The sequence below is a fragment of the Pseudoalteromonas sp. BDTF-M6 genome (assembly GCF_018334135.1).
Lineage (GTDB): Bacteria > Pseudomonadota > Gammaproteobacteria > Enterobacterales > Alteromonadaceae > Pseudoalteromonas.
Window position 1 is genome coordinate 1 of the sequence record NZ_JAGXTQ010000003.1, and the last position, 16,153, is coordinate 16,153.

General features: G+C 51.6%; 19 protein-coding genes. 11 read left to right on the top strand and 8 right to left on the bottom strand.

All coding sequences use genetic code 11. From position 1 onward, the window contains the following. Window positions 1-283: 283 nt before the first annotated feature. Window positions 284-886 (top strand): NAD-dependent epimerase/dehydratase family protein, encoded by a 603-nt coding sequence (locus KD147_RS07240; RefSeq protein ID WP_212547359.1) that lies wholly within the window; start codon window positions 284-286, stop codon window positions 884-886. Window positions 887-904: 18 nt separating this feature from the next. Here KD147_RS07240 and KD147_RS07245 read toward each other — a convergent pair whose 3' ends face one another. Beyond that, on the bottom strand, window positions 905-1,798 hold the full coding sequence (locus KD147_RS07245) for a LysR family transcriptional regulator (RefSeq protein ID WP_212547360.1): 894 nt from the start codon (window positions 1,796-1,798) through the stop codon (window positions 905-907). Window positions 1,799-1,936: 138 nt separating this feature from the next. On the opposite strand from KD147_RS07245, the gene KD147_RS07250 reads away from it, so the two are divergent. The 5 genes from KD147_RS07250 to KD147_RS07270 all read left to right on the top strand — a co-directional run bounded on the left by KD147_RS07250 (window position 1,937) and on the right by KD147_RS07270 (window position 6,591). Beyond that, window positions 1,937-3,004: a PepSY-associated TM helix domain-containing protein gene (locus tag KD147_RS07250; protein ID WP_212547361.1), complete on the top strand. Its 1,068-nt coding sequence runs from the start codon at window positions 1,937-1,939 to the stop codon at window positions 3,002-3,004. Continuing rightward, on the top strand, window positions 3,001-3,834 hold the full coding sequence (locus KD147_RS07255) for a DUF4198 domain-containing protein (protein WP_212547362.1): 834 nt from the start codon (window positions 3,001-3,003) through the stop codon (window positions 3,832-3,834). The genes KD147_RS07250 and KD147_RS07255 overlap by 4 nt, the downstream gene beginning before the upstream one ends. A gap of 171 nt (window positions 3,835-4,005) precedes the next feature. After that, window positions 4,006-4,473 carry a MarR family winged helix-turn-helix transcriptional regulator gene (locus KD147_RS07260; RefSeq protein ID WP_212547363.1) on the top strand — a complete coding sequence of 156 codons (468 nt, stop codon included), beginning with the start codon at window positions 4,006-4,008 and terminating at the stop codon, window positions 4,471-4,473. Continuing rightward, window positions 4,470-5,549, top strand: coding sequence for an HlyD family secretion protein (locus KD147_RS07265; protein WP_349304676.1), 1,080 nt, complete (start codon window positions 4,470-4,472; stop codon window positions 5,547-5,549). Before KD147_RS07260 ends, KD147_RS07265 begins: the two co-directional genes overlap by 4 nt. Before the next feature lie 16 nt (window positions 5,550-5,565). Then, window positions 5,566-6,591 carry a DUF2955 domain-containing protein gene (locus KD147_RS07270; protein ID WP_212547364.1) on the top strand — a complete coding sequence of 342 codons (1,026 nt, stop codon included), beginning with the start codon at window positions 5,566-5,568 and terminating at the stop codon, window positions 6,589-6,591. A gap of 111 nt (window positions 6,592-6,702) precedes the next feature. Here the strand turns inward: KD147_RS07270 and KD147_RS07275 are convergent, their stop codons facing one another. After that, window positions 6,703-7,593: a LysR family transcriptional regulator gene (locus KD147_RS07275; RefSeq protein ID WP_212547365.1), complete on the bottom strand. Its 891-nt coding sequence runs from the start codon at window positions 7,591-7,593 to the stop codon at window positions 6,703-6,705. A gap of 107 nt (window positions 7,594-7,700) precedes the next feature. Here KD147_RS07275 and KD147_RS07280 point away from each other — a divergent pair, with 107 nt between their 5' ends. Together KD147_RS07280 and KD147_RS07285 are read left to right on the top strand one after the other, a co-directional pair. Beyond that, window positions 7,701-8,816, top strand: a complete 1,116-nt coding sequence (locus KD147_RS07280; RefSeq protein ID WP_212547366.1) for an FAD-dependent monooxygenase — start codon at window positions 7,701-7,703, stop codon at window positions 8,814-8,816. A gap of 154 nt (window positions 8,817-8,970) precedes the next feature. Next, the gene (locus KD147_RS07285) at window positions 8,971-9,393 is read left to right on the top strand and encodes a hypothetical protein (protein WP_212547367.1); all 423 of its coding nucleotides are present in this window, start codon (window positions 8,971-8,973) and stop codon (window positions 9,391-9,393) included. 14 nt (window positions 9,394-9,407) lie between these two features. Here the strand turns inward: KD147_RS07285 and arfB are convergent, their stop codons facing one another. Beyond that, window positions 9,408-9,821: an alternative ribosome rescue aminoacyl-tRNA hydrolase ArfB gene (gene arfB, locus KD147_RS07290; protein ID WP_105188860.1), complete on the bottom strand. Its 414-nt coding sequence runs from the start codon at window positions 9,819-9,821 to the stop codon at window positions 9,408-9,410. A 144-nt stretch (window positions 9,822-9,965) separates the two neighbouring features. Between arfB and KD147_RS07295 the strand changes: the two genes are divergently transcribed. Together KD147_RS07295 and KD147_RS07300 are read left to right on the top strand one after the other, a co-directional pair. Then, window positions 9,966-10,544 carry a short-chain dehydrogenase gene (locus tag KD147_RS07295; protein WP_212547368.1) on the top strand — a complete coding sequence of 193 codons (579 nt, stop codon included), beginning with the start codon at window positions 9,966-9,968 and terminating at the stop codon, window positions 10,542-10,544. Between the two features lie 131 nt (window positions 10,545-10,675). Next, window positions 10,676-11,536, top strand: a complete 861-nt coding sequence (locus KD147_RS07300) for a carboxylate/amino acid/amine transporter (RefSeq protein ID WP_212547369.1) — start codon at window positions 10,676-10,678, stop codon at window positions 11,534-11,536. 46 nt (window positions 11,537-11,582) lie between these two features. Here KD147_RS07300 and KD147_RS07305 read toward each other — a convergent pair whose 3' ends face one another. From KD147_RS07305 to KD147_RS07320, 4 genes are all read right to left on the bottom strand, one after another. Further along, entirely contained in the window at window positions 11,583-12,110 is a 528-nt protein-coding gene (locus KD147_RS07305; RefSeq protein ID WP_212547370.1) for a cytochrome b, read from the bottom strand. Continuing rightward, window positions 12,103-13,086, bottom strand: coding sequence for a catalase family peroxidase (locus KD147_RS07310; protein ID WP_212547371.1), 984 nt, complete (start codon window positions 13,084-13,086; stop codon window positions 12,103-12,105). The genes KD147_RS07305 and KD147_RS07310 overlap by 8 nt, the downstream gene beginning before the upstream one ends. 105 nt (window positions 13,087-13,191) lie before the next feature. Then, on the bottom strand, window positions 13,192-13,773 hold the full coding sequence (locus tag KD147_RS07315) for a uracil-DNA glycosylase family protein (RefSeq protein WP_212547372.1): 582 nt from the start codon (window positions 13,771-13,773) through the stop codon (window positions 13,192-13,194). Window positions 13,774-14,268: 495 nt separating this feature from the next. Beyond that, window positions 14,269-14,793 carry a lipocalin family protein gene (locus tag KD147_RS07320; protein WP_212547373.1) on the bottom strand — a complete coding sequence of 175 codons (525 nt, stop codon included), beginning with the start codon at window positions 14,791-14,793 and terminating at the stop codon, window positions 14,269-14,271. Window positions 14,794-14,892: 99 nt separating this feature from the next. Between KD147_RS07320 and KD147_RS07325 the strand changes: the two genes are divergently transcribed. Further along, a complete protein-coding gene (locus tag KD147_RS07325) occupies window positions 14,893-15,441 on the top strand; it encodes a DUF6942 family protein (RefSeq protein WP_212547374.1) in 549 nt (182 codons plus the stop codon). Window positions 15,442-15,468: 27 nt separating this feature from the next. Here the strand turns inward: KD147_RS07325 and KD147_RS07330 are convergent, their stop codons facing one another. Continuing rightward, the gene (locus tag KD147_RS07330; protein WP_212547375.1) at window positions 15,469-16,134 is read right to left on the bottom strand and encodes a class I SAM-dependent methyltransferase; all 666 of its coding nucleotides are present in this window, start codon (window positions 16,132-16,134) and stop codon (window positions 15,469-15,471) included. Between the last annotated feature and the right edge of the window lie 19 nt (window positions 16,135-16,153).

Sequence of the window (16,153 nt, forward strand, 5' to 3'; positions counted from 1 at the left end):
GCGATCAACCACTTGTTTGACCGCTTCGATTTTGAATTCATCAGGGTAGCGTTTACCGCTCATAAGCACCTCTCTTTTTAGTTAGTTTATCTAACTGAAGGGTGTCTAGGAAATGAGTGGCGATTCATATTTAGCATAATGCCCCTCCCCTTAATTGATTCCGACGGTGATATTTTTATGAGTTTTTAGACAGCTTTATTGAATTCGCTAATATTCGCAAAAGGAAAAGTGTACTAATGTGTAATACGTCTTTTAAGCCAACAAGTGGTGAGCGCCATTCAGAATGAGATTTTTAATATTTGGCATTACTAAAGACGCGCCATTTAAACCTTACGGAGCCAAAGGCCGCGTGCGGGCGCAGATCACCACCATGCTGTTAGAAGCGAAGCGAAAAGGTGAAGTTAAGGCCATGATCTGCCGAGCGCCTGAGTTCTATGGGCCGGGGAAAACGCAAAGTATTACCAATGCGACCGTCTTAGATAAGTTACGCGCCAACCAAAGGGCCTTGGTGTTCTTGCGTGATGATACCTTGCGTACCTTGATTTACACCCCCGATGCCAGCCGTGCCATGGCGCTGTTAGGAAATACCGAGGATGCCTATGGCCAAACCTGGCACCTGCCCTGCGATGATAATCGCCTGACCTATAAACAACTCATCGCCACCGCCGCGCGGGTGCTTGGCAAACCGTGCCGCTATAAGGTGCTAAAAGGCTGGCAACATGCACTTGTCAGCCTGTTTAACAAACAGCTCAGGGAAACCAAAGAGCTGCTGCCGCGCTACACCACAGACAATATTTTTGTCTCAGACAAGTTTAAGGCACGCTTTCCCGATTTTAAGGTGACTCCCTATGAGCAGGGCATTCGTAACACCCTGTTACAAGAGTAATGGCGCCTTGTTATCACTTTAGTTTTCACCCACACACAAGTCCGGATTTGCTGAGACCTGTTCAAACCAGCTGCGCAGACTGTCGATGGCGGCGCGGGTTTTGGCCGCCACAGCATCGCGGTGAGGGGTGACCGCGTACACGCTGTAATGGGGTAAATGCCACTGCGGGCAGAGACGTTTTAGCCTGCCGGCGGCAAGCAAATGACGCACCTCTGGCTCCGGCAGCATGCCATAACCTATGCCATCCAAGGTTAGCTGTATAACCGTCTGCATGTTATTGACCATCAATTTGGGCTCATCCAAAGAGCAGCTTTCCCTGCTGTGCTCATGGGTTAACGCCAGGGCCAAACGCTTAGAGTTGACATGGCCAATGAGGGTGTGCGCAGTCAGGGCTTGCGGGTTCTCTGAGTCTGTTTGCGCCAGCGGATGTGCACTGCTGACACAGGGGATCAGCTGCCAGTCGGCCAGGTGGCGGGCAATTAATGTTGAGTCGTGTAAAGGGCCTATACAGATAGCAAGATCGACCCCTGCGGCGATAATATCGAAGGGTTCATCGGTGAGCGTTAATTGCAGCTCAACTTTGGGAAAACGCTCCGTAAGTTGCTTAATAGGCTGGCTTAACAGGCCGCCACCAAAGCCTATGGGGGCGACTATTTTCAACCGTCCCGACGGGGTGTGCTGCAACTGTTCCAGCTGCTGCGCCGAGGCGTAATAGATTTCCCCCGCCTCGGTCAGCGTCAGTTTACGGGTATTGCGATTAAACAGGCTTAAATCTATGTCCTGCTCTAACTTGGTGATCTGCTGACTCACCGCCGAAGCCGTCATATTCAGCTGTGCCGCCGCGTGACTCATATTGCCCGCATCAACCGTTTTCACAAACACCTGTAGCGCGCGCGTTATTTTAGAATTCATAATGTTAAGCGTTACTTATATCAGCTTTAAGTAAAAGCCAATTGCTCCTAAGATGGCGACATCATACCATTAAATGATAATGAATATCATTTCTTTTATTTGGACGTAAAAATTGCCACGTCGAACTGGAGTAAATACGTGACTAAACGCAGTAAGCTTTGGGATCTCAAAGCCTGGCATTGGATAAGCTCGGCGGTATGCCTTATCGGCATGTTGTTGTTCGCCATCACAGGTATCACCCTCAATCACGCCGGCAGCATTGAAAGCCAGGCGCAGGTAACGCAAGTCGAAGCCCAGGTACCCGATGCGATACTAACCCAGCTTGTAAATACCAATCAGCGCGAACAGCTGCCGCACGGTTTTTCCTCCTGGTATACACAGCAAACTAAGCAGGCATTAGCGGCCAATGCCCAGGTGCAATGGAGCGACTTTGAGCTCTACGTCGCCATGCCGAATGCGGGCAGTGACCGCTGGTTTACCGTGGCCCTGGACACGGGCGAGTTTTACCAGGAAGCGACTGATCGGGGCGTGATGGCCTATTTTAACGACCTGCATAAGGGCCGCAACACCGGCATCTGGTGGAGTCTATTTCTCGATCTCTTCTCCATTGCCTGTATCGTCTTTTCACTCACCGGATTGCTGCTGCTTAAACGCTATGCAAAGGGCCGCAAGTCAACCTGGCCCTTGGTATTGGCCGGGCTTGGCATTCCCGCTTTGATACTGGCAATCCCCGCCCACGCGGCGGAAAAAAGCCAGCTAGAGGTGGAGATCCCCAGACTGACGGTGGCCGAGTATCACCCGCCCTATGTCGCCATTTGGCTGGCCGACGAGCAAGGCAAGGCGGTGATAAACCTGGCGCATTGGTACGACACCAAAATGGCCGAACGCGAAGGCGAAAAATGGCTTAAAGACTTACGCCTATGGTGGCGTCGCAGCGGCCGCAGCCTAAACCTACCGGTAGATGGCGTGACCGGTGCTACCCGTCGCCCGGGTCAGGTCACGCTCGATTTAAGCCCATTTAAGGCGGAGATAGCGGCACTGCCTGCGGGCAGTTACAGCCTGAATATCGAAGCTGCTCGCGAGTTGGGTGGGCGTGAGCTGCTGCGTATGCCAATCACCTTGCCCATCGGCGAATCGATCACTCTCACCGAGCAAGGAAAGCACGAGCTCGGCACTATCACCCTAACCATGGAGCCCAACCAGTGAAGCTAGCTAAATTACTCCCCGCCCTTGTTTGCGCCAGCCTAAGCGCCGGCGTCTTATTCGGCCACAACGCCCACGCCCACCGGGTGTGGTTAAAACCGAACACCACTGTGGTGTCTGGAGATGAGGCCTGGATCACCTTCGATGCGGCCATAGCCAATGGTATTTTCAATCCGGATCATCATGCCTATCCACTGCAACGCCTCCTGGCCGTGGGACCCGATGGCAAAGCGGTGGCCATGCAAAACAGCGCCGAACTGCGTTATCGCAGCATGTTCGACCTGCACCTCACAGAGCCCGGTACGTATCGGGTATTCAACGCCAGCCGCTCTATCGTGGCGCGTTGGGTAGACGAGCACGGAAAACGCCAGAGCTGGCCTGGAAGAGGAAAAACAGGCACGGCGGAGCAATTCGCCCGGCAGGTGCCGAAAAACGCCAAGGATTTGCAAGTCAGTGAAGTCGCTCGTCGACTGGAAACCTTCGTCACCTTAGGTGCCCCCAACGCCATTGCACCCAGCGGGCAAGGCCTGGAATTGAATGCCCTCACCCACCCCAATGATTTATACGTGGGAGAAGCGGCCGCCATGCAATTTCTTATTGATGGCGAAGCCGCATCGGGCACAAGCGTCACCCTGGTACGCCAGGACGAGCGCTATCGCGACCAGCAGGTGGCCACCGAGCTCAGCGCCGACCAAAACGGTAAAGTCACCCTGAAATTCTCCGAGCCGGGCATGTACTGGCTCGAAGCCGAATATCAAGACCACCAAGGCAAGGCTCCGGCGACCATTCGCCAGGGCAGTTATGTAGCCGTATTAGAGGTGCTTCCCCTTTAAGTAGCAATAATTGCTATGTAAACGGGCTTTACAGCGTTCTGTGAGCCCTTTTTTTATTTTCCTATCAACACGCTAGCCTTAGCACATAGATTTAAGCAGCAAACAACATTTACTTAGCTTGCTAACTAAATTAAAATACTTAGCATGCTAACTAAGTTAAGGTTATTGATCATGTCCGATACCCCTTTTCACGAAACCCTGGATTTAAGCCTGTGTGGGCAACTGGGTCGCGTTCACCGTATCTGCCGGCAGGCGATCACGGTGGCGGTGGAGCCCTTGGGTTTTACCCAGCCAAGGTGGACGGCCATGATGTATATGCAGCACCTTGGTGAGGGCTGCACCCAGCACGAACTAGCAACCAGCTTGGCTATCGAAATGCCAAGTCTGACGCGCACCTTAAAGCAGTTGGAGCAAAGCGAGATTATCGAACGCCGAATCGATAGCCAGGATAAACGTTGTCGGCGCCTGTATTTTACCGAACAAGGACACCAGCAAATGGCGCTCCTGCGCGCCCGTATAGCCGAGATCAAAACTCACCTCTACCGAGATCTCAGCGACGAGCAACTCAACGGCCTCGCCCTTGGCTTGCTCCAACTTGAGGAAAATGCACTAAACCTGATGCAGGAGGAACAAGAGTGAGCCAGCCACGCACCCCTGACCAACAATTTGCCCGTTACGTAAAGGTGGCCATTGCCTTCTTTATTGTGTGCTTTGGCTATTTTATCGTCGCTGACCTTTATATGCCGATGACCCCACAGGCCCGGGTGTACCATCAGGTAACCCAGATCACGCCCCAGGTAAACGGCGATATTGTGGCGGTGGAAGTCAGTAATAACGAGCAGGTAAAAGCCGGCCAGTTGCTGATGCGTATTAATCCCCGCCCGTTTGAGTTAGCGGTGCAACAAGCCGAGTTAGCCCTGGCGCAGGTGCAATTGCAAAATCAGCAGCTCGATGCCGACATTAGCGCCCTCAACGCCGATTTAAGCGCCGCTAAGGCCAAGCTCAATGAACAGCAACGTTTACACAAGCGCAGTGCCGCACTCCTCGTAAGCAAAGCGATTTCCGAGCAGCAAAGCGATGAAATCACCGCCAGCCTGGCCACCGCCAAGGCCCAGGTCAGTGCCATTAAAGCGAAAATCCAGGCTGCCAAAATCAAGCGTGGCGACCACGGCGACAACAATGTTGCCTTGCAACAGGCCAAAAATGCTCTGGCCCAGGCCCAATTGAACCTAAGCTATACCCAGGTACTGGCGCCCCATGATGGCGTGATCAGCAACCTGCAGGTGACCACAGGCACCTATGCCAAGGCTGGCATGGCCATGACAGGCTTGGTTGCCAACAGCCTGGATCTGGCCGCCGATTTTCGCGAAAAGTCGCTCTACCATGTGCGTGTTGGCAAAACCGCCCTGGTGAGCTTCGACGCCCTGCCCGGTCAGGTTTTTAGCGCCCATGTCAGCGAATTTGCCGCCGGCTCCAGCGATGGTCAGCTTAATGCTAACGGCGCCCTGGCTCAGGTAGAAACGTCAAATCGCTGGGTACGCGACGCACAGCGCCAGCGCATCCATTTGCAACTTGAGCCGCAATCGAGCGCTAAATTAACCTACTTACCAAGCGGCTCCCGCGCTACGGTACAGATTATTCCCGACGGCGGTATTCGTGCCGCCCTAGCCCAAGTGCAAATTAAATTCGTCAGCCTGATGCACTACATCTATTGATGGACGAGGTGGAATTATGACGCTGACTGCCAACGATGTTCGACAAATGCTGCGTATCGCCAGTGGTGCGACCCTGGGTTTTACCCTAAGTAAGCTGTTCAACTGGCCCATGGGCATCTTTTTTACCGTTTACCCCATGCTGCTGCTGGGAATGGTACCTGTGATCAATGCCCATATTGCCCGCCAGTTTGTCGCCAGCGCGCTCTTTTGTGCCTTTGCAGTTCTTATAGTGCAAGGTCTGCTGGGGTTTCACCCTGTGCTCATGTCGCTGGCGGCATTTTTGGTCTTTGCCTTTTTGTTTTACCAGATGAGTCGTGGCGTGAGTTTCTTATTCGGTGCGCTCAGCGTGGTGGGGTTGTCGATTCAGTGGCATTTCGCCAGTTATAGCCCTGCGGGCATGGACCTGTATGAGCTTATTTTTAGCAATGTCCTGGCCGTAAGTGTCAGTTTGGGCAGCGCCTATTTGATGCACTGGTTGTTCCCGGACGTAGCGCCACGCACCCTGCCTCAGCGCCCAGCGAAAGACAATGCCAGCGTACGCCATGAAGTGCTTTTGTGTGCCAGCGTCACCACAATGTCTTTTATAACGTTTCAGGTTTTGGACTTACAAGACTCGGTATCGGCTCAGGCCGCGTCTATCCTGATCCTCCTGCCGCTGTGTTGGAAGGCGGCGGGCATGGCGGGCTGGCAGCGTATCATTGGCACCTTGATAGGCTGTAACCTGGCATTGGGGGCGCAAATTCTGCTGTTTAACTACAGCCAGATTCTACTGTTTCCGATCTTGGTGCTGTGGATCTTAACCTTTGTGTTCAGCCGCTACCATGTGCTTGGCGGTGGGCTGCCGGGAATTGGCTTTGGCGTGATCACCACCTTCGGTATTTTGTTTGGACAGTCACTGGCACCGGATCAGGATTTAATCTACAGCGCCCTATATCGCTTTAGCTCGGTCTGCGTGGCCATCGCCGTGAGCTTATGCCTGGTCTATTTGATACATCACTTTCTCAACCGCTTTAGTGCAACGCGCCATCATACTTATTTTTAGCCCATGTCGCGCTCAGGGTACCGACTTAGGCATCAAGTATAGCTCCAAGTCTGTACGCACTATTTTTCCCCTCAGCCGCAGCAGTCGTGAGCACAAATAGATGCGCCGAGTTCACGACTGCACATTGGCAAGCTGCGTTTCTAGGTGGCGCAAAAATACCTTGACCTTTTGCAAGGCAAATTGCCCTCCCGCGTAGTAAGCATAAAGCACGAGGTCTTCGGGATCTTGGTCAAGTTCCAGCGCCACTAAGGTGCCCGCCGCCAATGCGTCCGCACAGGCATGCTTTGGCAAAATCGCCAAACCGAGACCACGTAAGGCCGCAGCCATAGCTATGTGGCCGCTGTTAACCTTGTAACTGGCATCAACCTGAGCAATGTGTCCCCCTTTAAAACGCCATGGCATACCCTCAAGTACCGAAAAACTGCTGATGCAAGGCAGGCGGCTTAGTTCAGCCACAGTGCTAGGTGCACAAATTCGCTGCAATAACGCAGGGGCTGCCACCACACAGCTCGGCCAGCGGATCATTTCCTTAGCCACCCATGCACAATCGCTGAGCCGTCCACGGCCAAAACGCAGCACCACATCAAATCCGTCAAGCATCCCCTGTTGGGGGTTCAATTGGGTGTCACACTGCAGTTGTAGATGAGGGTGCTGAACACAAAAATCGGCAAATATATCGGCGAGAAACGGTAGATCTGGGCTGATGACCCTGAGCACGCCACGCAATGAATCGCCATGCAGCGCCACTTCGTCAATAGCATGATCCATGGCCGTCAACAACGGAGTCAGAGACGTATACAGTTGACTACCAGCGGCGGTGGCTGTCATTTTACGTGTGCTACGCTGTAACAAGCGCATATTCAGTCGTTGCTCCAACAGCGCGACATGGCGGCTAACATTGGATGAGGGCAGTTGTAACTGCTGTGCCGCCTGTTTAAAGCTCATTTTTTCGTACACGGCTTGAAAACTCAGCAACCACTGTATTTCAATATCTTCGATCATCAATTAACCCATAATATGGGATTCACCTTGCATAATTCCCATATTTATCCCACAAAAACTCTTTGCAACAATCATAACCTCAATTAGACAAATGAGGAACAGCCACAATGAGCGCTCAGCAACCCATTGCCGTAGTCGGTGCGGGAATCGCCGGCATGGCCTTTGCCATTGCCGCAGCCCAACATGGATATAAAGTCAGCCTCTTCGAGCGCGGCGAACACATCACTAGTATGGGCGCAGGCGTCACCCTGTGGCCTAATGCCATGTGGGTTTTGCAGCGTTTGGGGCTCGCTGCCGACATACTCCAAGCAGGAGGTCAACCACAGGCGATGCGGCAATTTGATCAGCAAGGTATTCAGCAAGGCGAGTTTGACATCAGCGCAGTCAACAGATTTTGTGAACATGCCAGTGTTACCATTTTACGCCGTGATCTGGTGCGTATTTTGGCTTCGAAAGTGGCGCAGTTAGGTGTAAAAATTCACTTTAACAGCAACATATCTGCGGCGGATATCCCCGCGTTAAAACAGCAGTATGCCCTTGTTGTGGGTGCCGACGGGCGGATGCATTCAGCGGTGCGAGCGCACCTTTACCCTGGGCAACAACTCTATCGTTATCAACATTTTGTCAATGTTATTGGCATTAGTCGCAGCCCGAGCTTGGGATTAGATCCTGTGATCGCCGACTACCGAGGAGACGGTGAGCGCTTTGGTATCGTGCCAATCAATGCCGAGCTGTGCTTTTGGGCGGCGGGTTGGCACGCTAAGGAAGTGTGTCATAGCACCCCAGAGCAATGGCTCACGCAGCTACAACAACGTTTTCAACACTGGGCTACGGCCATCCATGCGGTATTAAATACACGGGAAAAATCCAGTGTAAAAGGCATACATGTGCATGATATAGACCCGCTGCCCTATTGGCATCAAGACAACGTGGTGCTGACTGGCGATGCCGCCCACGCTCCCCTACCGACTTCAGGACAAGGCGCCTGCCAAGCCCTTGAAGACGCTTGGCATCTGTCTTTATTAGTGCGTAGCGACGGGCCGCTTAGCGAGCGACTCGCGGCTTTTTACCAAAAGCGCATTGACAAAACCAGCCTAGCGCAAGCCATAGGCAGAAATGTCGCGGCGGCCATCTTTAGCCCCATGGAACAGTCGGCCCCAGCTACCTTCAGCGCCGATGCCAAGCAGTTAAGCCAGCTGTGGATGCAGGGTTTAAGCGAGTGAGGCTAGACAGACCTATAGCCTCCCCTCTTGGCACCGGATCAGGATTTAATCTACAGCGCCCTATATCGCTTTAGTGCGACGCGCCATCATACTTATTTCTAAGGTTATTTTAGGAATTCAAGGTTACAATCACGCTAAAACAGGGACAACAAGGATGATGATGCACAGGGTCTCTTTAAAACAGGCAAAGCAACCTCGGTGGGTATACGCTATTGCAGCAGTGGCCGTATGCGCTTTAATTGGTAGTTTAATCAGCGGTAGTAATCTGCTGTTCGCTCTAGCCATGCTCGCTAACCTGGCGCTAATTTGGCGCCTCGTTTTCTGTTCGCCAGAGATTAACAGCGCCAACCCCTTTGCCCATATCAAGGTTGAAAAGCAGGAGCTAATAATCGGTGAGGCCAGATTTCCTGTTCATGAAGTACGTAAGGTGGCAATTGAGCGCAGCGATGGGAAGGGCTTATTGCAACTGCCCTACAATGGCGGCGGGCAGTTGCAGCTGGTGTTCGACGGCAGTTATTTGGACGACTTAAAAGCCTATATTCAACAAAACATGCCGCACGTTGAGATTGTGACTTAAGGCCGCTGAGGTCCTTAGATCTTAGGCAGTTTCCTTAATTCCTTGGTGCGCCCACGCTGCACTTTTTGGTCGACCCGCTTGCGCTGAGAGCTACGAGTGGGCTTGGTGGCACGACGCGCTTTCTCGACCTTGGTCGCGGCTAAGATAAGCTCTTTAAGCCTTGCCAGCGCTTCTTCACGGTTTTGCTCCTGGGTGCGGTGGCTTTGCGCCTTAATCACGATAACGCCATCCTTGGTGATACGGCTGTCGCGATAGGCCAATAACCGCTCTTTGTAGAAGTCGGGTAATTTTGAGCGCTTGATATCGAAACGCAAATGGATGGCGGTGGCCACCTTATTGACGTTTTGTCCGCCGGCTCCTTGCGAGCGGATCGCACTGAGCTCGACTTCCCAATCATCTATGGTTACGGTATTGGATATCTGTAGCATCACATATTCATCTTAGCTTAAAGGACTTAGCCTATTATCGACACCTTTAGAGTCTAACATTAGGCTCTGGCGTCACCCAAATTTGCTTTTGCTTAGATGGTGGCGAGGACGGCGCAAATCAAGATTTATGACATGGAGAAAACAATGAAAAAAATGCTATTCGCACTTACCCTGGCTGCCTCTGCGGCATTTAGCTCGGCACAAGCATGGGCGCTGGAGCTTAGCGCAACAGACGTCGAGAAGTTTATTAAAGCAGCCCCTGCGGTTACCAATTGGGCGGATAGCCAGGCGGATATTGATGCCAGTACCCTGCTTGGCGCTCAGCAGGAGCAACAAGGAGATAATAGCACGGCCGATAATGCCATGATGGACAGCGCCATTGGCATGCTTAAAGACAACGCCATGTATCAGGAATTTGCGACTCTACTAAGCGCTTATGGCTTTACTCCTGAGCAACTCGTCAGCGTTGGCAGCGAGATCAGCAGCGCCTACCTTGCGAATATGAAAGGCAACCTCTCCGCTGAAAATCAACAAACGGTCGACCAGGTAATGGGTGGGTTACAAAGCCTTTCCGGCAGCAAAAGCAGCGACAGCAATTCACTGTTCGGTGCCTTGGGTAAGGCCAACGAGGCCAGCAAAGAAGAGATCAGCGATAATAACCTGTCGGTTGTCAGTGAATACATGCCGCAACTTCAGCAACTATTTAGCGCCTTTGTGCAATAAAAGCCGCTCTTTCTCGGCGTAGGGCGCTCGCCCCTACGCTGCACGCGATAACAAAAACCAATCGGGTCTTCGCACCCTAGCCCTAACGCGTCATAATAACGCCATGATAATGGCAATAATAACAACTCCCTATGACTTACCTTCTTGCTACCACCTTGCTATGGGCATTTTCGTTTAGCCTGATCGGCGTGTATCTCGCCGGCCAGGTCGATCCCTGGTTTTCGGTGCTTACCCGTATTGCTTTAGCCACCTTGGTGTTTTTGCCCTTTTTACGGATTTCACAATTAAACCCCCATATAGCGCTTAAGCTGATGGCCATTGGCGCGGTTCAGTTAGGCCTGATGTACGCATTTTATTATCACTCGTTTTTATATTTAAGTGTGCCGGAGGTGCTGTTATTTACCGTAATGACGCCCCTGTATGTCACCTTGCTTAACGATGCCCTGGAAGGACACTTTAACCCGGGCTTTTTTATGGCGGCACTGCTGGCCATTGTTGGCGCCGTGGCCATTCGCTTCGATGGCATCAATCAGGGTTTTATTGTCGGCTTTGCCATAGTACAGGCGGCAAACCTGTGCTTCGCCAGCGGTCAGGTGCTGTATAAGCGCCTTATGGCACAACATCACCACCTCAGCCAACACCAGGTTTTTGGCTGCTTCTTTATCGGCGCGCTTGTCGTCGCGCTTATTTGCTACGGCGTCTTTAGTGACTACAGCCAGCTACCCAGCACAGAGACGCAATGGGGGGTGTTGATTTACCTTGGTCTGATCGCCTCGGGCCTGGGCTATTTCGCCTGGAATAAGGGCGCAACCCAGGTCAACGTGGGCACCTTGGCGGTGATGAATAACCTGCTTATTCCCGCGGGCATACTCGTCAATGTGCTGATTTGGAATCGCGATGCCGATATTCTGCGTTTATCCCTGGGCGGCGGCCTTATTATGGCGGCGCTGATTATTAACGAAAGGTACTTCAACAAACGCAACCAGGGATAATTTTGGCAAGGGGGTTTACACCCCCCTTTTTTCGCTTGGTGGAGGACTAGAGCATACTCTTTAGCACGCCGTCCTTACGAATAAAGTGATGCTGCAACGCCGCCAGTACATGCACCAGGATAAGCACCGCCAAGGTGTAGCCGATAAAGCCATGGAGCTGACGATATAGGGCATACAATTCAATATCAGGGTACAGCGCACTGGGCAAAGTAAACCAGCTAAACACTGCTATTGGCCGTGCGCCATAATATTGCATAAGAAACCCGGTCAAGGGCATCAAGATCATCAAACTGTACAGGGCATAATGAGAGCCAAGAGCCATCGTTTTTTGCCACCGGGGGAGGCTGTCTGGGAGCGCAGGCACGGTCGCGCACCAGCGATTGACTAACCGAACTACCACTAACACGGCAACCAATAGGCCGGTGGCCTTGTGCAGTGTTAAGAGCTCTAGCTGCCAGACCTCCAAGCTTTTAACCATGGTCATGCCAACGCTGAGAAGGGAAATGATCAATGCCGCCATCGCCCAATGGAGTATGCGCATAGACGCGCTAAAACGGGTTATTTTTTTATTCATCTCGCCCCTCCTTCACGTCACCCGCAAGCACTTCAACGGCACGACGGCGATATGACTCGGCGTAGGCAGCTGAGCGCGCCCTTAATATTGGATCTTTCGTTGCTTCAATGCCCTGAGGCAGCACCAAGGGATCGTAATTAATCCCATCACAATGTCCACCTTGCTGAGCTTGCCACTGTGTGATCGTTATCTGCCCGGCAATAATTTGCTCCCGTGTCTGAGGCCAACGTTTTGCAGGGTTATGCTCATCATCTTGCTCGGTGGCCAAGGTGAAAACCCAATCAAACATAACCGGGCCATCAGATAACTGCTGTTTAAACTCGTTAAATAATGCATTGTCCCCGGTAAAACTGTTTTTTAAGCTCGATGTACTGGCATGCGGCTTAACCTCCCAGCGTACGGCCTGACGCTGGTTCTGTTCATCAACTAAATAAAACGTATTGATACTATGATAGGTTTCCAAAGCAAAGCTGCTGCTGGGTTGATAGTTCGCTTTCCACTGCAGAAAGTCAGCACTCTCAGGATGCGCTTCAAAAAATGCCCCAATCGCCTCGGGCCCTTTTTTTATCGCGACAATTTGTTGGTAGAAATCATGTGGATTGGCGACCGCCATCACGGGAGGTGTATTCATGGCAACGCGCCACTGCTCAGTTTGGCTGGTCGCAAAACTCAGCGCCAGGCTGCGCACCGGGGCTTTTAAGTCAGGAGCATACGGGTTGTTGCCAGCAATAGACAAGCGCCCTATAAACGGCGTTTTGGACGACTTAAATACACTTGCTGTGCTGTAACGGGATAAATTGCCGTTAGAGACGAATTCACCACTAATGCACATGCCTTTTGCGTGTGCTCGGCGATACCCCGGGTAGGTGCTCTCCCCTTGCTGTAAATCGACAAACTGCTGTGCACTGACCCTGGGCACATCGGCAAAAGCAGGAAGAGTAATTAGTGAAAATAACAGAATAAGATACTGTTTCATGATGGTTTATCCATAACTGTAAGCGCTCCACATCATGCTGAAGGAAGGTAATAAAAGACTTCCTAGGTGACCCGAAAGAAAAAGGTTTTATTTCATCGAATAGCATTATTTAGTCGCGTGAAGGCTCAGCAAGCTCGCCACCCGGGCGCGCAGACTAGGCACCACCTCCTGCTCAAACCAGGGGTTGCGCTTTAACCAGATATTATTGCGCGGGCTAGGATGAGGCAGCGCCATGGTTTCAGGCCACTGGCTGCGCCAGTCCTGTACCGCCTCGGTCACGGTTTTATAGCGTTTTTGCAGATGATAATGCATGGCATACTGGCCAAGCACTAAGGTCAAGTGTCGCTGTGGCAAGGCCGCTAGTATCTGCGCTCGCCAGGTGGCGGCGCATTCTGGGCGTGGGGGCAAATCACCCTGCTTAGAGGTGCCTGGATAGCAAAAACCCATGGGCACAATGGCAAAAAGACGCGGATTGTAAAACACCTCCTCCGTTACTCCCAACCACTGCCTTAAACGCACGCCGCTGGCATCATCAAAGGGGCGCCCCGAATTGTGCGCATGAATCCCAGGCGCCTGCCCCGCTATTAGTATCTTTGCGTCCCCATGGAGTTGTAGCACGGGTTTGGGTGGTAACGGCAGGTGGGCCCGACACAGGGTGCAGGCATGAATTTTATCGAGTAATTCCATGGAGTGTGTAGATTTGAAGCTTTATTACAGCCTAGATGATAGCTCCCAAAGCCGGCAACCAAAATAGGTTCAGAGATCATATTTTTACTAACTCCCGTCGGCGAAACGCTTTGCGAGACCCCTAAAGCGATCATTATGCTGAATCAGGCGCAGTGACAAGTTAGTAAAATAATGATCTGACATTCAGATCAGAGTTTTACCAACTAACAGGCTAATAGGATGGTGGCCAGAGAAGCGGGCTATAGCTCAAAAATGCACGAAGATAGCCCGCCAACTTGCTAGGCGAAAGTCATAGCGCCGTTTGCGCCATTGGTTTTCTCTAAAATAAACGCCAACAATAAGACTGGTTTTTACCAACTGATTCTATCAACGGGATTAAAACCATGGGCTGGAGATCAATATTTTACTAACGTTGCCATCTTAACTTGGTAAAATAATGATCTGTAAACCCCCTTTACAACTTTATGATGACTCTCTTAGCTTCGGCTTAGGCAACTAATGCGTCACCATAATCAATTTATCCACCGCAAAGCCACGTGCCGCCAATTCGCGTTTAAAGTCTTCAACACGGGCCGGTTCAACCTCGGGAGTTCGTGCCAGCAACCAGGCGTAATCCGTGTTAAAACCACTGATATAGGCGTATTGATACGCTTCCTGGTCCAGCTTAAACACCACGTATGAGGAGTAGAAAGGGCCAAAAAACGATACCTTTAAATGCCCTACATCGCTCCCGTCCACAAATTTAGCCTTGCCTTCGGCACTGCTCCACTGCCCCGCCTCGGCATTAAAACCCTTGTTTAGAACCTTCACCGAGCCGTCTTCGTTTATGCTGTAGGTGGCCGTCACCTTGGATAGGCCTTCTTCGAAGGAGTGCGGCATGCGGGCAATTTCATACCAGGTACCGGTATAACGGGAAAGCTCAAACGGGCTAACCGGCGTAACTTGCTCTGGCATGGAAGTACAGGCGCTGAGCAACAAAGTTAGTAAAATAATGATCTTGTTAGTTATGGCGATTTTCATTGTTTTTCCTTAGCTTAGAAGTCTTAGTAATCACTTTAGATGAGTACGAAGTAATGGGTATAATTGGATCGCTATTTTACTAACAACAAGACGAAAATTATGCCGCAGGCTATAGGATTTGGTGCCGCCGATGCTGCCATCCGCGTTTATGTGAAAAATCGCCCTCCCCTTGTCGAGTTTCAACAACTCGACACCCTATTGGCGTTGGATAAAGAAGCCATAGAAAAAATTAACGCCGAAGCCGGCAATGGCTGGCGCAAGGTGTTTAATGTCTACGCAAAATGGTTGTTTGCTCTGCACGGCGCACAAGGCATGGTGGGAGAGTTAGAAAGTTGGCAACAATTACGGGATCAGCTGCTGCTGCGCCAGCACAGCAATACGGCCTTACTGTTTAGCACACCTGAGTTCGACAACCAGGCCTTACATGTGATTGCCGGTCGCACCTATGCGCAGGAGCTGGCCGCACAGCTGGCACTTGGTATAAATCTGATCTGGTTGGATAAGGAATTTGCCGTGGATCAGAAAAATGGAGTGATAGTTTGCCCTTATTTTGATTATCGCCAGCTAAGCAATATAAAGATAGCTAAGCTGTGTCAGCTGATAAACGAACTGCTGCCGAGTCACACCTTCGGCTTTGCCAAGGACTAGGTGTGTACCTAGTCCTTATTATCCTATCTATTGGCAACGCACTGCATAACCGCTGAAGCTGAGAGCCTTAAAATAACACTGAGCGGTGCCAAAGCCCGTCTGATTTAACAGCTCCGCCAGGCGCATACGATCAAGCGGATAAAACTCGTGCTCAAAGCTATGCCGAGTACGCTCTACGCCGATATCGGTCAGGCCTAGCTGTTGGCAAACGATAAACTGCGCATCGCGCTCAAAAGGCGTCTGCGGCTTCATCAGATCCGCCAACCACATCCAGGCCCCGGGTTTTAAACGCTGGCGCATGGCACTTAATAAGTCGGCCTTATCGCCATTATCGGCAACAAAATGCAATACCAGTAAACACAGCGCCGCGTCGAAGCTGCCTTCAAGCTCGTCCACGCTGCCACAATGACAGTGCACCCTATCGCTTACTCCCGAATCCTCGAAGCCCTGCCAGGCAATCTTCAACATGTCGGCGGAAATATCCTGGGCCACAAAGCGCATCTTGGCATTGGCTTTGGCCAAGGCGATAATCTCGGTGCCGGTTCCGGCGCCGACCACAAGCACCCGGGCATCCTCGTTAAGGGCTGCCTGACACTGGGCCTGGGTTAACTGCTGCAATAAGTCGTAACCCGGCACCAGACGACGAATACGTTGGTCATAGTTACTGGCTTCTTCACCTAAAAAGCTGGGCATAATGGTTCCTTAATTTGGC

Bases quoted from the DNA above. Each gene is read 5' to 3' on its own strand.
- KD147_RS07280 (WP_212547366.1), top strand. From the start codon at position 7,701: ATGAGCGCTCAGCAACCCATTGCCGTAGTCGGTGCGGGAATCGCCGGC.
- KD147_RS07300 (WP_212547369.1), top strand. From the start codon at position 10,676: ATGACTTACCTTCTTGCTACCACCTTGCTATGGGCATTTTCGTTTAGC.
- KD147_RS07310 (WP_212547371.1), bottom strand. From the start codon at position 13,086: ATGAAACAGTATCTTATTCTGTTATTTTCACTAATTACTCTTCCTGCT.
- KD147_RS07245 (WP_212547360.1), bottom strand. From the start codon at position 1,798: ATGAATTCTAAAATAACGCGCGCGCTACAGGTGTTTGTGAAAACGGTT.
- KD147_RS07325 (WP_212547374.1), top strand. From the start codon at position 14,893: ATGCCGCAGGCTATAGGATTTGGTGCCGCCGATGCTGCCATCCGCGTT.
- KD147_RS07285 (WP_212547367.1), top strand. From the start codon at position 8,971: ATGATGATGCACAGGGTCTCTTTAAAACAGGCAAAGCAACCTCGGTGG.
- KD147_RS07295 (WP_212547368.1), top strand. From the start codon at position 9,966: ATGAAAAAAATGCTATTCGCACTTACCCTGGCTGCCTCTGCGGCATTT.
- KD147_RS07330 (WP_212547375.1), bottom strand. From the start codon at position 16,134: ATGCCCAGCTTTTTAGGTGAAGAAGCCAGTAACTATGACCAACGTATT.
- KD147_RS07320 (WP_212547373.1), bottom strand. From the start codon at position 14,793: ATGAAAATCGCCATAACTAACAAGATCATTATTTTACTAACTTTGTTG.
- KD147_RS07275 (WP_212547365.1), bottom strand. From the start codon at position 7,593: ATGATCGAAGATATTGAAATACAGTGGTTGCTGAGTTTTCAAGCCGTG.
- KD147_RS07260 (WP_212547363.1), top strand. From the start codon at position 4,006: ATGTCCGATACCCCTTTTCACGAAACCCTGGATTTAAGCCTGTGTGGG.
- KD147_RS07315 (WP_212547372.1), bottom strand. From the start codon at position 13,773: ATGGAATTACTCGATAAAATTCATGCCTGCACCCTGTGTCGGGCCCAC.
- KD147_RS07270 (WP_212547364.1), top strand. From the start codon at position 5,566: ATGACGCTGACTGCCAACGATGTTCGACAAATGCTGCGTATCGCCAGT.
- KD147_RS07305 (WP_212547370.1), bottom strand. From the start codon at position 12,110: ATGAATAAAAAAATAACCCGTTTTAGCGCGTCTATGCGCATACTCCAT.
- KD147_RS07240 (WP_212547359.1), top strand. From the start codon at position 284: ATGAGATTTTTAATATTTGGCATTACTAAAGACGCGCCATTTAAACCT.
- arfB (WP_105188860.1), bottom strand. From the start codon at position 9,821: ATGCTACAGATATCCAATACCGTAACCATAGATGATTGGGAAGTCGAG.